Origin of the sequence: Streptomyces sp. S063 (genome assembly GCF_002832675.1) — a bacterium.
GTDB lineage: Bacteria > Actinomycetota > Actinomycetes > Streptomycetales > Streptomycetaceae > Streptomyces > Streptomyces sindenensis.
On record NZ_CP021707.1, the window covers coordinates 6,390,517 to 6,405,145 of the forward strand.

General features: G+C 74.5%; 11 protein-coding genes and 2 pseudogenes. 8 read left to right on the forward strand and 5 right to left on the reverse strand.

The genetic code is table 11. The features are described from left to right. Window positions 1–18 precede the first annotated feature (18 nt). Window positions 19–945, forward strand: a complete 927-nt coding sequence (locus CCZ36_RS29045) for a LysR family transcriptional regulator (protein ID WP_128818913.1) — start codon at window positions 19–21, stop codon at window positions 943–945. A 45-nt stretch (window positions 946–990) separates the two neighbouring features. Here the strand turns inward: CCZ36_RS29045 and CCZ36_RS29050 are convergent, their stop codons facing one another. Beyond that, the gene (locus CCZ36_RS29050) at window positions 991–1,383 is read right to left on the reverse strand and encodes a VOC family protein (RefSeq protein WP_069739913.1); all 393 of its coding nucleotides are present in this window, start codon (window positions 1,381–1,383) and stop codon (window positions 991–993) included. Between the two features lie 104 nt (window positions 1,384–1,487). On the opposite strand from CCZ36_RS29050, the gene CCZ36_RS29055 reads away from it, so the two are divergent. Together CCZ36_RS29055 and CCZ36_RS29060 are read left to right on the forward strand one after the other, a co-directional pair. Next, window positions 1,488–2,159, forward strand: a complete 672-nt coding sequence (locus CCZ36_RS29055) for a nucleoside/nucleotide kinase family protein (RefSeq protein WP_176734535.1) — start codon at window positions 1,488–1,490, stop codon at window positions 2,157–2,159. 149 nt (window positions 2,160–2,308) lie between these two features. Beyond that, the gene (locus CCZ36_RS29060) at window positions 2,309–3,451 is read left to right on the forward strand and encodes an aminopeptidase P family protein (protein WP_128819786.1); all 1,143 of its coding nucleotides are present in this window, start codon (window positions 2,309–2,311) and stop codon (window positions 3,449–3,451) included. 37 nt (window positions 3,452–3,488) lie between these two features. Here CCZ36_RS29060 and treZ read toward each other — a convergent pair whose 3' ends face one another. After that, the gene (gene treZ, locus CCZ36_RS29065; RefSeq protein ID WP_069739912.1) at window positions 3,489–5,249 is read right to left on the reverse strand and encodes a malto-oligosyltrehalose trehalohydrolase; all 1,761 of its coding nucleotides are present in this window, start codon (window positions 5,247–5,249) and stop codon (window positions 3,489–3,491) included. Between the two features lie 171 nt (window positions 5,250–5,420). Between treZ and CCZ36_RS29070 the strand changes: the two are divergent. Then, a pseudogene (locus CCZ36_RS29070) lies at window positions 5,421–6,806 on the forward strand (GH1 family beta-glucosidase); the annotation flags it as partial. Window positions 6,807–6,828: 22 nt separating this feature from the next. Then, a complete protein-coding gene (locus tag CCZ36_RS29075; protein ID WP_128818914.1) occupies window positions 6,829–7,962 on the forward strand; it encodes an alpha-L-fucosidase in 1,134 nt (377 codons plus the stop codon). Here CCZ36_RS29075 and CCZ36_RS29080 read toward each other — a convergent pair. Both CCZ36_RS29080 and CCZ36_RS29090 read right to left on the reverse strand, forming a co-directional pair. Then, window positions 7,934–8,845 carry a GNAT family N-acetyltransferase gene (locus CCZ36_RS29080; RefSeq protein WP_069739909.1) on the reverse strand — a complete coding sequence of 304 codons (912 nt, stop codon included), beginning with the start codon at window positions 8,843–8,845 and terminating at the stop codon, window positions 7,934–7,936. The genes CCZ36_RS29075 and CCZ36_RS29080 overlap by 29 nt on opposite strands. A gap of 490 nt (window positions 8,846–9,335) precedes the next feature. Next, a pseudogene (locus CCZ36_RS29090) lies at window positions 9,336–10,024 on the reverse strand (hypothetical protein). 141 nt (window positions 10,025–10,165) lie between these two features. On the opposite strand from CCZ36_RS29090, the gene CCZ36_RS29095 reads away from it, so the two are divergent. After that, window positions 10,166–10,906: a DUF1707 and FHA domain-containing protein gene (locus tag CCZ36_RS29095; RefSeq protein WP_079134001.1), complete on the forward strand. Its 741-nt coding sequence runs from the start codon at window positions 10,166–10,168 to the stop codon at window positions 10,904–10,906. Between the two features lie 57 nt (window positions 10,907–10,963). Here the strand turns inward: CCZ36_RS29095 and lpdA are convergent, their stop codons facing one another. Continuing rightward, a complete protein-coding gene (gene lpdA / locus CCZ36_RS29100; RefSeq protein ID WP_206515776.1) occupies window positions 10,964–12,424 on the reverse strand; it encodes a dihydrolipoyl dehydrogenase in 1,461 nt (486 codons plus the stop codon). Between the two features lie 124 nt (window positions 12,425–12,548). Here lpdA and CCZ36_RS29105 point away from each other — a divergent pair, with 124 nt between their 5' ends. Further along, complete coding sequence (locus tag CCZ36_RS29105; RefSeq protein ID WP_237302759.1) at window positions 12,549–13,511, forward strand: LysR family transcriptional regulator; 963 nt, start codon at window positions 12,549–12,551, stop codon at window positions 13,509–13,511. Between the two features lie 46 nt (window positions 13,512–13,557). Then, on the forward strand, window positions 13,558–14,604 hold the full coding sequence (locus CCZ36_RS29110) for a cytochrome P450 (protein ID WP_128818915.1): 1,047 nt from the start codon (window positions 13,558–13,560) through the stop codon (window positions 14,602–14,604). Window positions 14,605–14,629: the final 25 nt, after the last annotated feature.

Here is a 14,629-nt window from a genome sequence, read left to right on the forward strand (position 1 = left end):
ACCTGGGACAATGGGCACATGATCGATGCGCGGCGGCTGCGAATCCTCCGTGCGGTGGCCGACCACCGCACGGTGACCGCGGCCGCCGCCGCGTTGTATCTGACCCCCTCCGCCGTCTCCCAGCAGCTCGCCGCCCTGGAGCAGGAGACCGGCCACCGCCTCGTCGAACGCGGGGCGCGCGGGGCCCGGCTCACCGCCGCCGGGGAGATCCTGCTCAGCCACACCAACCTGGTCCTCGCCCAGCTGGAGCGGGCCGAGGCGGAGCTGGCCGACTACAGCGCGGGCATCGCCGGGACGGTCACGGTCGCCGCGTTCGCCACCGGCATCGGCCTCGTCCTCGCCCCCGCCCTCACCGAGCTGGCCCGCACCGCGCCCGGCATCCGGGTCAAGGTCCAGGACGCGGAGGGCGACGCGAGCGTCCCCATGGTGCTGGACCGGCAGGTGGACGTGGCGGTGGCCGTCGAATACCGGGGCGCGCCCGCCGAGGACGACCGCCGGCTCACCCGCGTCCCGCTCTACTCGGAGCCGTTCGACGCGGTGCTTCCCGTGGGCCACCGCCTCGCCGGCCAGGCCCAGGTGGCGGTCGCCGATCTGGCGAAGGACCCGTGGATCGGGCCGTACCCGGGCAACCCCTGCCATGACGTGGTGGTTCTGGCCTGCGAGTACGCCGGTTTCGCCCCGCGCCTCGATCACTCGTCCGACGACTTCCACGCCGTGGTCGCCCTGGCCGGGGCGGATGCCGGGGTGGCGCTGGTGCCCCGCTCCGCGCTGCGCGGGATGGAGCTGACGGGGGCCGTGGTCCGCCCGGTCGAGGGCAGCGCCCCCACCCGCCGGGTCTTCGCCGCCGTACGCCAGGGGGCCGAGGGCCATCCGCTGATCCGGCCGGTGCTGGAGGCGATGGAGGCGGTGGCCGTACGCGAGGCGGGGCTCGCCGCCCGGTCCTGACCCCGGGGTTCCAGGACGCCGCAGCTACGGGGTCCCGCGCCCTGCTCAGCCGGCGGGTTGGAGCAGGTCCCACCGGTTGCCGTACAGGTCCTCGAAGACCGCGACCGAGCCGTACGTCTCGTGGCGGGGCTCCTCCAGGAAGCGCACCCCGGCCGCGCGCATCCGCTCATGGTCGGCCGCGAAGTCCTCGGTGTGCAGGAAGAAGCCGACCCGGCCGCCCGTCTGCGCCCCGACGGCCCCGGCCTGCGCCCCGTCCTTCGCCCGGGCCAGCAGCAGCCCCGTGCCGTCCGCCGCCCCGCGCGGGCGCACCACCACCCAGCGGGTGCCGTCGCCCCGGTCGGTGTCCTCCACCAGCTCGAAGCCGAGCGCGTCGCGGTAGAAGGCGAGCGCCTCGTCGTAGTCGCGGACGACCAGGGTGACCAGGGCGATGTGGGACATGGGGGTTGCCTTCCGGAGGTTCGGCCGGCGGTGGGGCTCCGCGGCGGTGACGTTATACGTAACACTATCGCTTCGGTACCCGGCCACCGGGCAGAATGCGCCGCATGGACTTCGTGGACGCTACGAGCACCGGCGGCCGGGCCGCGCTGAACGACCGGGCCCGCGCGCTCGCGGACACCGGACAGCGGCGCATCCTCGGGATCGCGGGCCCGCCCGGAGCCGGGAAGTCCACTCTGGCGGACCGACTGGTCGCGGCCCTGGGCGGACGCGCCGCCCTCGTCCCGATGGACGGCTTCCATCTGGCCGCCGCCGAGCTGGACCGCCTCGGCCGCGCCGACCGGAAGGGCGCGCCGGACACCTTCGACGCGGCCGGGTACGCGGCCCTGCTGCGGCGGCTGCGGACGCCGGACCCGGTGCACGCGGTCTACGCCCCGGCCTTCGACCGGTACCTGGAGGAGCCGGTCGCGGGGTCGCTGCCCGTCCCGCCGGACATCCCCCTCATCGTCACCGAGGGCAACTACCTGCTGCTCGACGACGGCCCCTGGGCCCCGGTGCGCGGGCTGCTGGACGAGGTGTGGTTCCTGGACCTCGCCCCGGAAGTGCGGGTACGTCGACTTGTCGACCGCCATGTGCATCACGGCAGGCCCCGGCCCGACGCGGAGGAGTGGGTCGCCCGGTCCGACGAGGCGAACGCCCGGCTGGTGGAGCGGGGCCGCGAACGGGCGGACCTGATCGTACGGCTGCCCGAAGGTCGACGACCGGCGGCCGGCGCCTGAAGGCTGACGGCCCGACAAACACACGGATCCGGTAGCCGGAAGCCGGTCACGAACACGGCGACGCCTGACACGCGCCCGGAAGCCGGTCGCGTACGCCCCGCCGGGCGGGCAGGATGCTGTGTGCCGTGTCGCACCGCCAGGAGGTCCTGATGCCGAGCCCGTTCGCCCAGCAGTCCGCCGCGCCCCCGCCCTTCACCGCCGACGACTACCGGGCCCGGATGGCGCGGGCCGCCGAGTCCGCCGCCGAGGCCGGGCTCGCCGGGGTGATCGTCGCGCCGGGCCCCGACCTCGTCCACCTCACCGGCTACCGCCCCGTGAGCACCGAGCGCCTCACGCTCCTCGTGCTGCGGGCCGGCCACGATCCCGTGCTGGTGGTCCCGACCCTGGAGGCGCCCGACGCGGCCGCCGCCACCGGGGCGCCCGCGCTGACCCTGCGCGACTGGACCGACGGCAAGGACCCGTACGCGGTGACCGCTCCGCTGCTGGCGGCCGAGGGCCGCTTCGGTGTCAGCGACAACGCCTGGGCCATGCATCTGCTCGGCCTCCAGCGGGAGTTGCCCGGCACCTCCTACACCGCGCTCACCGAGGCCCTCCCGATGCTCCGCGCGGTGAAGGACGCCGCCGAGCTGGAACGGCTCGCCGCCGCCGGAGCCGCCGCCGACGCCACGTACGAGGAAATCCTCAAGGTGCGCTTCTCCGGCCGCCGCGAGGTCGACGTGGCCATGGATCTCGCCGCGCTGCTGCGGGAGTTCGGGCACTCCCAGGTGGACTTCACCGTGGTCGGCTCCGGCCCCAACGGAGCCAACCCGCACCACGAGGCGGGCGAACGCGCCATCGAGCGCGGCGACATGGTCGTCCTCGACTTCGGCGGTCTGAAGCACGGTTACGGCTCCGACACCTCCCGTACGGTCCATGTCGGCGAGCCCACAGCCGAGGAGCAGCGGGTCCACGACATCGTCCGCGAGGCCCAGCATGCGGGCTGTGCCGCCGTCCGGCCCGGCGTCGCCTGCCAGGAGATCGATCGTGCCGCCCGCGCGGTGATCACCGAGTTCGGCTACGGCGACCGGTTCATCCACCGCACCGGGCACGGCATCGGCGTCACCACCCACGAGCCGCCGTACATGATCGAGGGTGAGGAGCAGCAGCTGGTCCCCGGTATGTGCTTCTCCGTGGAGCCGGGGATCTATCTCCCCGGCCGCTTCGGCGTCCGGATCGAGGACATCGTGGCCGTGACCGAGGACGGCGGGCGGCGCCTCAACACCACCGCCCGCGAACTCGCCGTCGTGGCGTAGCCCCGCCCGCGGGGGGCTCAGAGGCGTTCCAGGGAGTTCAGTCGTCCGCGAGCACCACGCACGACTCCGGCGGCAGGTGGAGAACCCCGTCCGGCCCCGGCGCCTCGACCGGTTCCCAGGCCGCCAGCACCCGCCCCCCGGAACGGCGGTGGCGGCCGAGGCCGAGCGGGATCGCGGCCGGCTTGTCGGCCAGGTTCACCACGACCCGCAGGTCTCCCCGGCGGTAGGCGAACCAGCGTGCGTCCTCGTCGAACGCGGTCTTCACCGACGCCAGATCGGGGTCGTGCAGATCGGGCAACGTCCGCCGCAGCGCGATCAGTTCGCGATACCAGGCGAGCAGCCGCGCATGCGGTTCGCGGTCCGGTTCGGACCAGTCGAGGCAGGACCGGTCCCGGGTCGCCGGGTCCTGCGGGTCGGGGATCTCCTCCTCCGCCCAGCCGTGCGCCCCGAACTCCCGCCGTCTGCCGTTGCGCACGGCCTCGGCCAGCTCCGGGTCCGTGTGGTCGGTGAAGAACTGCCAGGGGGTGCGCGCCCCCCACTCCTCGCCCATGAACAGCATCGGGGTGAAGGGGCCGGTCAGCACGAGCGCGGCGGCGCACGCCTGGAGACCGGGGGAGAGGGCTGAGGCCAGGCGGTCGCCCAGCGCCCGGTTGCCGATCTGGTCGTGCGTCTGCGCGTAACCGACGAAGCGGTGCGCCGGGGTACGGGACACGTCGACCGGGCGGCCGTGGCTCCGGCCCCGGAAGCTGGACCACGTCCCGTTGTGGAAGAACGCCGATGTCACCGTCTTGGCGAGGGCGGCCAGCGGGGCCCGGGCGAAGTCGGCGTAGTAGCCCTGGGACTCGCCGGTGAGCGCGGTGTGCAGGGCGTGGTGGAAGTCGTCGTTCCACTGGGCGTGCAGCCCGAGTCCGCCCGCCGGGCGCGGGGTCGTGGTGCGAGGGTCGCAGAGGTCGGACTCGGCGATCAGCCCGAGCGGCCGCCCCAGCTCCATCGCCAGCGCGTCCACCGCCGCCGACAGTTCCTCCAGGAAGGTCAGCGCCCGGGTGTCGGCCAGCGCGTGCACCGCGTCGAGCCGCAGCCCGTCCAGCCGGTAGTCGCGCAGCCAGGCCACGGCGCTGCCCAGCAGGAACGCCCGCACCTCGTCCGAGCCCGGCGCGTCCAGGTTGACCGCCGCGCCCCACGGGGTGTGGTGGGTGTCGGTGAAGTACGGGCCGAAGGCGGGGAGGTGGTTGCCGGAGGGGCCCAGATGGTTGTGGACGACGTCCAGGACCACCCCGAGCCCCAGCCCGTGCGCCGCGTCGACAAAGCGTTTCAGCCCCTCGGGCCCGCCGTACGGTTCGTGCACGGCCCACAGGGAGACGCCCTCGTACCCCCAGCCGTTGACCCCCGGGAACGGGCACACGGGCATCAGCGACACATGGGTGACCCCCAGCTCCGCCAGATGGCCCAGCCGGGCCGCCGCCGCGTCGAACGTGCCCTCCGGGGTGTACGTCCCCACATGCAGCTCGTACAGCACGGCCCGGTTCAGCCGCCGCCCCGCCCACCCGTTGCGCCAGGCGTACGCCTCCTGGTCCACGACCGCGCTCGGCCCGTCGGGCCCGTCCGGCTGCCGCCGCGAACGGGGGTCCGGCAGCAGGGGCCCGTCGTCCACCCGGAACCCGTACCGGTCCCCGTCCGACGCCGCCGCCTCGGCCGTCCACCACCCCTCGCGCCCCGCGTCACGCCCCATCGGGGACCGGACGTCCGCCGCCTCCAGCACGACCGAGTCCGCGTCGGGGGCCCACACCTCGAACTGCATCCACCACTCCTCGTCCCTGGGCGGGGCGCGCGGACGCCCGGGGGCGGGCTCCACGATCCTCGCGACAGGCTCTGTTGCCGCCCGCCACCGGCGATTAAGGTCTGGTCCTGATCATTGCCCGGCGAGGCGCCCGCTCATACGGATTCCCACGTACGGCTGCTGGAGGCCGCGATGACCCTGCCGATCTTCCCGCCCGGTTTCCTCTGGGGGGCCTCGTCCTCCGCGTTCCAGACCGAGGGGGCCGTGGACGCGGACGGCAAGGGCCCCTCCGGCTGGGACGCCTTCGCCGCGCTGCCCGGCCGGATCAAGGACGGCACCGACACCACCCGGGGCACCGGCTTCCACGCCCGCTACCGCGAGGACGTCGCCCTGCTGGCCGGGCTCGGCGCCGACGCCTTCCGGTTCTCCGTCAGCTGGCCCCGCGTGGTGCCCGGCGGCAGCGGAGCCGTCAACGCCGACGGGCTCGACTTCTACGACCGGCTCGTCGACGAGCTGTGCGCCCACGGCATCACCCCCGCCCCGACCCTCTACCACTGGGACACCCCGCTCCCGCTGGAGGAGGCCGGCGGCTGGCTCGACCGGGACACCGCCCACCGCTTCGCCGAGTACGCGGGCATCGTCGCCGAACGCCTCGCCGACCGGGTCCCCATGTGGATCACGATCAACGAACCCGCCGAGGTCACCCTCCTCGGCTACGCCCTGGGCGAGCACGCCCCCGGCCGCACCCTCCTCTTCGACGCCCTGCCCGCCGCCCACCACCAGCTCCTCGCCCACGGGCTCGCCGTCCGCGCCCTGCGCGCGGCGGGCGCCGACAACATCGGGGCCGCCTTCTCGCACGCCCCGGTCTGGACGGCCGGGGACAGCGACGAGGACCGCTTCGGCGCGGAGCTGTACGACACGCTCACCAACTGGCTCTTCGCCGACCCCGTGCTCACCGGCCGCTACCCGGACGAGAACCTCGCTGCCCTGATGCCGGGCCCGGTCGCCGACGACCTGAAGGTCATCTCCACCCCGCTCGACTGGTACGGAATCAACTACTACAACCCGACCCTCGTCGGCGCACCCCGCCCGGAAGCCCTCGAGACCTTCTCCGGCTTCACCATGCCCCCCGAACTCCCCTTCGGCATACGGGAGATCGAGGGGTACGAGAAGACCGGCTTCGGCTGGCCCGTCGTCCCCGAGGGCCTCACCGAGATCGTCACCGCCCTGCACGCCCGCTACGGCGACCGCCTCCCGCCGCTCTACGTCACGGAGAACGGCTGCGCCCTGGAGGAACCCCACGCCGACGACCGTCGCATCGCCTATCTGGAGAGCCACCTCACCGCCCTGCGCGCGGCGATGGACGCCGGAGTGGACGTGCGCGGCTACTTCACCTGGTCGCTGACCGACAACGTGGAGTGGACGGAAGGGGCCTCGCAGCGGTTCGGCCTGGTCCACATCGACTACGAGACCCTGACCCGTACGCCCAAGCGGTCCTACACCTGGTACCGCGACCTGATCCGCGCCCAGAAGACACAGAAGCGGAATCCGGCGGTCGAAAAGGCTTACGTGATGCCCCCGAGTGATCAATACTCCCGCCATGGTCGTTGCTTCATGGTGGTCCCGGGCCCAGCTGGGGATCTTCGTTCACTGGACACCCGCATCCGTCCCCGGCTGGGCCCCGCCCCACGTCCCCGCCGCCGAACTCCCGGCGGCGGGGAGGCGCGCGCCGCTGGGCTGGACCCCGTACGCGGAGTGGTACGAGAACGCGCTCCGCTTCCCCGGCTCCCCGGCCGCCGCCCACCACCGCGCCACCTACGGGAACCGCCCCTACACGGACTTCGGCCGCGACTTCGAGGACGGGCTCGCCGGCTGGGACCCGGCCGGCTGGGCCCGCTCCTTCCGCGAGGCGGGGGCCGGATACGCGGTCCTGGTCACGAAGCACCACGACGGGTTCTGCCTCTGGCCCTCGGAGACGGAGAACCCGCACCGCACCGGCTGGCACACCACCCGGGACGTGGTCGGCGAGTTCGCCGAAGCCGTACGGGCCGAGGGCCTGCGCTTCGGTGTCTACTACTCCGGCGGACTCGACTGGACCTTCGACGACCGGCCGATCGGCACGGCGGCCGACATGTTCTCCGCCGTCCCGCGCGGACGCTACCCCGCCTACGCCGATGCCCAGATGCGGGAGCTGATCCGCCGCTACCGGCCCGACGTCCTCTGGAACGACATCGCCTGGCCCGCCTCCGCCGACGAGATCCGTTCGCTGGTCGACTTCTACCGCTTCACCGTCCCGCACGGCGTCGTCAACGACCGGCTGCTGCCCTACTCACCGCACTGGCGGGGCCTGCGCCTGCCGGGCGCGAAGGCGCTGTACAACTGGTGGGACCGCCGGACGGTGGCGCAGGGCGAGGGCTTCGTCCCGCGCACACCGCCCGTCTTCGACTTCCGGACCCCGGAGTACGCCCGCTACGAGGGCTCCGACCCGTACGAGATCACCCGGGGCGTCGACCACAGCTTCGGCTACAACCGCAACTCCGGTCCCAACGCCTTCATCGGCCGTGAGGCGCTCACCTCACTGGTCCGCGACACGGCGGCCGACGGCGGGAACGTGCTGCTCAACGTGGGGCCGCGCGGCGAGGACGCGACGATCCCCGCCGAGCAGCGAATCCGCCTGGAGTGGCTGGCCGAGGAGGCCGGGGCCCTCACGCCAGATGGACCCATTCCTGGGTGATCGGGTAGCCGGCGCGGGCGAACGCGGCGGCCATCGGCGCGTTCCCCTGGTCCGTCGCCCCCGCGACGAACTCGGCGCCCTGTTCGACGAGGAAGTTCGTGCACTCCACGAGCAGGTCGTAGCCGTAGCCGTGCCCGCGCGCCTCGGGGACGACCCCGATGAAGCCGACGCAGGGCCCCGACGGGTTGTGCGCCGGCACGTGAAGGCCCGCCACCTCGCCGTCCGGCGTGTACGCGAGCTGCCACCACTCCCTCGGCGAGGGGCACCAGTGGAAGAACTCCAACTCCTCCCGCGCCGCCGCCTCCAGACCGCCGGGGCCCTCGATGGCCTTGCGGGCATGGGCGTCCAGCGTCGACGCATGCACCCGGCGCAGCACATCGAGGATGACCTCGTCGTCCGGCTCCGGGCGGTAGGTCAGCCGACCCGTCCGCCCGGGCAGCGGGCAGCCGGGGGTCCAGCGGTAGCGGTAGCGCTCGACCAGCGGCTTCATCCCGGCCGCCGTCGCGGCGGCGACCCGCTCCTCGACGGCGGCCCGCGCCGCCGGGTCGTCCCGCCACCCGGCGGGCGCGATCAGCTCGTACTCCTTGTCGAACGGGGCGCGGCGCAGGAGTTCGGCGCCCGCCTCCGCCTCCCCGTCCGCGAAGTCGAACCAGTTGAGCACGACGGGCTCGGTGTCCCCGGGCCCGCCCCACCAGGCGGCCCTGGCGATCACGGTGTCCCCGCGCAGGGCGACCCACGACCAGTCGGGGCGGTACTCGCCGCCGTCGGCGGTCGAGGTGTAGGCCTGGCCGAAGGCGGCCCGGCCCACGAAGGGGCTGTCCTGGAACGTGGTGAAGAGTGCGGCGTCGCTCGACGTGAGCGCGCGGATGACCAGATCGGTCATGAAGAGTGTCCTCCGGGACGGAATGCCGCGCTCCCGGTCAGACGAGGTCCGACACCGCCCGGCGGACGGGACGGGAGCGCGAGAGTGACGTACTGCGGTCGGTGGTGAGGTTGTTCCCTCGCATGTCTCTCGCCTCCTTCCGCGACGGGCACCGGATGTCGAAACAGACCGTAGCCAACGCCGACGCCCGCCGTCCACCGGATATCCGACGAGTTCCCGGGACCCGCTTCCGGGCGTGCCCGAGCCCCTTGCTCCCGGTCACGGCTCCGGCGCTGCAACGCCTCGCGGCGCGTGCGGAGCGCGGCCTGCCGACGGTGGGCGGTCCTGCGCTCGCGGGCCCGCCGCCGGCCCTCCGGCGTACGGTGCCCGCGCGGGCTGACGAAGACGACCCATGCCGGCCCTCCGAAGACCAGAAGCACCAGGAGCGCGACGACCACGCCCAGGACCGTGACGACCACCGGTTCGTCCGCCGCCGACGCCGACCACACGTTCATCCGCGCGCCTTGCTCTTCTCCGCGTCCCGGACCATGGTGAACGCCCGCTCGAAGTTGATGTACCCGAGCCGCTCGAAGGACTTCGCCATCGGTACGTTGCCGAGGTCGGTCGCCGCGCGGATCCGGTCCACGCCCTCGGCGGCCGGCACCCGGGTGCCCTCGGCGAGGAGGTCGTCGATGTACCCGTGGCGGCCGGAGTCCTCGGGAACCGGCGTGCCGGCCCGCCACTCCAGCCGCAGCCGCTCCACCGGCATCCGCGCCCCGGTCTCCTCCATCACCCGGATCCGCGCCTCGACGGCGTCCCGGACGACGGGTCCTCGTGCCAGTCCGGCGGCACGAACCGCCCGTACTCGGGCCGCTCCGCACCGGCGGGCAGCACGGCCGTCGTCGCCGTCTCCAGCAGCCGGACGCCGATCGCGACGCGCTCCGGGACCGGCAGTGTGTCGTCCAGGTCGAAGAAGTCCAGCACCAGCGGCTCACCGCCCGGCGCGTTCGTCCACCAGGCCGCCCTGGCGACGACCCGGTCCCCGTCCAGGGCGACCCACATCCACTCCGTAACGCGGCGCCCGGTGGCGAGGTCGTCGGCCGGCTCATGGTCGAGAACGTACGAAAGGCGGCGGAACAGGTCGAGTTCGCCGGGGCCGGACAGCGAACGGATCGTCAGGCGGGATGGGGCAGGGGGCACACGGTCTCCTCGTGATGGGTGAGCGGCAGACCCTGGCAAGGGGCCCGGCGGCCGTCGCGGGAGAAAGCGGCGCAGGTCAGCGCGGGAGGAAACACGGCCTCGTCTGGACACTCCGGGCCCTTCGGCCCGACAATCGTCGACGTGACATCCTCCTTCGAGTTCCACACGAGTGCCGCGCGGCTGTCGGACGCCCAGCGCGACCGTGTCGTCGGCGTGCTCAGAGAAGGTGCCGCACAGGGCAAGCTGTCGCACGACACCTTCATGCGGCGCATGGAACTCGCCCTGGTCGCCCGTCGCCCGGAGGAGCTGGCCGCCCTCACCGCCGATCTGGAGAGCGACGGCCGCTGGTCCAAGGGACTGGTCCGCGCGGTGGGCGGGATCTCCGCCTTCCCCGGGCGACTGCGCCGCGCCTGGCAGACCGAGCGGCTCCCCAAGCTGCTGCTGCCCGCGCCCGGCCCGTATCCGCTGCTGATCGGCCGCGACCCGGCGAACGGACTGCGCCTCAACCACGAGACGGTCTCGCGGCTGCACGCCGAACTCTCCGCGCAGAACGGCCGCTGGGTGCTGCGCGACCTGGGCTCCACCAACGGCACCTGCGTCAACGGCCAGCGGCTCGTCGGCTCCATCCCGGTACGCGACGGCGACCAGGTGAGCTTCGGCCGGATGAGCTTCCGCCTCACCGCCCCGGACCGCCTCCCGGCGCAGACGCCCCGGCCGCAGGACCGCCTCCCCGAACTGCCGCCGCACGCACCCCGGCCGTCCGACGCCGCGCGGCCCCAGCTTCCGCCGCAGGCTGCTCCTGAGCTTCCGTCGAACGGGCCCGGCCTTCCGCAGCCCGGCTCCGACCGTCCGCCACAGGCGCCCGGCCTGCCGTCTGCCTGATCCCGGATCCCGGCGCCCGGCGTCCGTCTGCCGTCGGGGCCCGTCCGGCTCCGGGCGTCAGTGCTGCTGGTGCAGTCCGCGCCCGGCCAGCGTCAGGAACGCCTCGCCGACCGCCTCTACGAGCGTCGGATGCGGATGGATGTGGTGGGCCACATCGGAGGGCTCCGCGTCCCAGCCGACCACGAGCTGGCTCTCCGCGATCATCTCCGAGACGTGCGGGCCGACCAGATGCACGCCGAGGACCCGGCCCGCCCGCTCCGCCACCACCTTCACCAGACCACCCCTGCCGTGCACCATGCCCTTCGCGACCGCCGTCAGCGGCAGGCTGTTCACCACCACATCGTGCCCCGCGTCCCGGGCCTGCGCCTCGGTCAGCCCCACCGCGGCCGTCTGCGGTGAGGAGTACGTGACACGGGGAACGGTGGCGTAGTCGACCGGGGAGGTACGCAGCCCGGCCAGCGTCTCCGCGACCAACAGCCCCTCGGCGAACGAGGCGTGGGCCAGTCCGAGGGACGGCGGCGGCAGCAGGTCGCCCACCACATGGATGCCCGGCACCGCCGTCTCCAGCCGCGACCAGTCGGCGGGCACCACATGGCCCCGCCCGTCCGTGACCAGCCCCGCCGCCGCCAGCCCCAGCCCGTCCGTCACCGGCTCCCGGCCGACCGCCACCAACAGCCGCTCCGCCGCCACCGCGACCGACTCGCCCCGGGCGGTCCGCACCACGGCCCGCACCCCCTCGCCCACCACCTCCCACTCCAGCAGCCGCGCGCCCGCCTCCACCCGGATGCCCCGCTTCCGCAGCCCCCGGGCGAGATGCCGTGACACCTCCGCGTCCTCCAGCGGCACCAGTCGGTCGGCGGCCTCCACGAGCGTCACATCGGCCCCCATCGACCGGTGGAACGAGGCGTACTCGACGCCGATCGCCCCGCCGCCGACCACCAGCACGGACCCGGGCAGCCCCGGGGCGTACAGCGCGTCGTCACTCGTCACCACCCGCCGCCCGTCCGCCGCCCCGCCCGGCAGCATCCGGGGCCGCGAACCGGTCGCCAGCACCACGCCCCGCCGGGCGGCGACCTCCCCGTACCCGCCGATCCGGGCGGAGCGCGGGCCCGTCAGCTCGGCGCTGCCGCGTACCACCGTCACCCCGGCCCGCGCGAGTTGCCCCTCGACCCCGCGGTGGTTGCGGGCCACGATGTCGTCCCGGGTCGCGACCAGAGAAGACCAGTCCACCGCGTCGAACGTCGCCATCACTCCCCACCGCTCCCGGGCCTCGGCGATGCCGTCGACGAGTTCGGCGGCGTGCAGCATCGCCTTGCTCGGGATGCAGCCGCGGTGCAGGCAGGTGCCCCCCACCGCGTCCCGCTCGGCGAGCACGACGCGCAGCCCCAGGGCCGCCGCACGCAACGCCGTCGAGTAGCCGCCGGTCCCGCCGCCGATGACCAGTACGTCCGTGGTGGTGCCCCCGGGGCTCGCCGCCTGCTCGGTCTGCTCGGTCTGTTCCGTGCTCGTCCGTGTCATGCGTTCCACCCTCGCCCCGGCCCCGGCCATGCGTCCAAGGCAGAATGCGTGTGGAGCCGATGCACAACGTTCATGGGCCGGCGTTGGCGAGCGTGGTGCGGAAGTCGACCGGGGGGTGCCGTACATGAGTCTGCGTCAGATGGAGTACTTCGTCGCGGTCGTCGAGGAGGCCTCCTTCACCCGCGCCGCCGAACGGCTCCATGTCACCCAGCCCGCCCTCTCCCACCAGATCAAGGCGCTGGAGCGGACAGTCGGCGGCGACCTGCTGGAACGGCTGCCGCGCGGCGTCCTGCTCACTCCGATGGGCCGGGCCTTCCTCCCGCACGCCGAACGCTCCGTCCGCAGCGCCGCCCAGGCACGCCGTGCGGCCCGCGCCGCCGCCGGTGCGGAAGGCGGTGAACTGCACATCGCCACTGTGCACTCGGTGGCCGTCGGCGTCCTCCCCGAGGCATTCGCCCACTGGCGGCGCACGCACCCCGGCGTGGGCCTCGTCCTCCACGAGTACGCCAGCGTCGACGCCCTGGAGGACCAGGTGGAGCGCGGCACCGCCGACCTGGCCGTGGGGCCGCTGCCGGTGGGCTGGGCCGGGCCCGTCGTCCCGGTGGGGGAGGAGGAGATCGTCCTCGTCGTCCCGTTCGACGACCCGCTGGCCGGGCGCTCCTCGGTCGGCCTCCACGAGCTGGCCGACCGGCCCTGGGTGCGGTGCGCCATGGAGCCGGTCGTCGGGGGCCGCCCCTTTCTGGACGGCGTCTGCGAGGCGGCGGGCTTCACACCCCGTACGGCGGTGTGGACCGAGCACACCTCGACCGCCGTGCGCATGGCGGCGGCCGGCGTCGGCGTGTCCATGGCCCCCACCCACCTCGCCCGGGGGGCGGTCGGCGAGGACTGCGCGGTGCTCGGCGTCGACCCGCCCTGGCTGCGCTCGCTGGGCGTGTTCTCGCGGGTGCCCCTGACCGGGGCCGCGGCGGCCTTCACGCAGCTGCTCGGCACCCTGCCCACCGCCGGAATCCGCCGCCCGCGCCCCGGCGAGCCCTCACCCGAACGGCCGTACGCCGACTGCGGCGCGCCCCCGTCGGTGGTCCGCTGAGAGGGCGCGCGCCGACCGTCGGCGCACCGACTCCAGGGGGTGCGGGATGCCGGTCGAACGCCCCGACGCCCTGCCTGCCGCCCGTCGCCCGCACCGGCTCTCGGGCGGCCTGCCGGGGCTCCTGGCGCCGGGGGCCACGACGGATCCGTACCGGCTGCGCCTCTACCGTCTGCTGCGCACCGACCACCCCCTCGGCTACGACCCGGCCCTCGGCGCCTGGCTGCTGAGCCGGTACACGGATGTGGCCCTGGCCCTCACGGACCCCCGGTTCACCGGCTACCCGCACGACGGGGCCCCGCGCGGCCGGGCCCCCGTCCCGCTCGGCCTCTGCCGGGGCAGCCTGGTCTGCGGCCCGCTCACCGTGCCGTGGAGCACCGCCGCCCCCGCCGTCGAGCGCACCGCGTACGTCCTGGCCCGCCGGATCGCCGGGCGCGACCGGGCGGACCTGGTCGCCGACTTCTGCCGGTGGCTGCCCGCCGGGGCCGCCGCCGCCGCGGCCGGGCTCGCCCACCCGGACCTCAGCACCCTGCCCCGGGGCGCCCGCCACCGGCGTACCGGCGGGGGAGCCGGGGGCTGCACCGGGACCACCGCGCTCCGCGAGCACGCCCTCGCCTCGTTCCTCGCGAACATGCTCGACGATCCCGACCTGCTGGCCGCCGCGACCGCCGGCGAAGCGGGCGGGGGCGCGGGCGGGGCAGGCTCCGGGGCGCTGCTCGGGCGGGCCTGGGCCGAGACGCTGCGCCGCGATCCGCCCGTCCAGATCGTGCTGCGCCGCACCCGCACCGAGGTCGCCGTCAGCGGTGGCACCCTCCCCGCCGATGCACCCGTCGCCTGCCTCATCGGCGCGGCGGGCCGCGACCCGGCCCGGTTCGCCGCACCCGACCGTTTCGACCCGCTGCGCGCCGACGCCGACCCGCTGCTCATCGGCCCGGCCGGCTGCCCCGCCGCCCTCCTCGGCCGGCTGGAGGCCGAACACGGGCTGCGCGCCCTGCTGGCTGCGATGCCCGGCATCCGCTGGGCCGACGGCTTCCGCCCGGTGGCGGGCGGCTTCCTCACCCGCGGCCCGCGCGCCCTGCTCGTGAGCCCGTCCTGACGTCGGCAGCACGGGCCCCGACGCC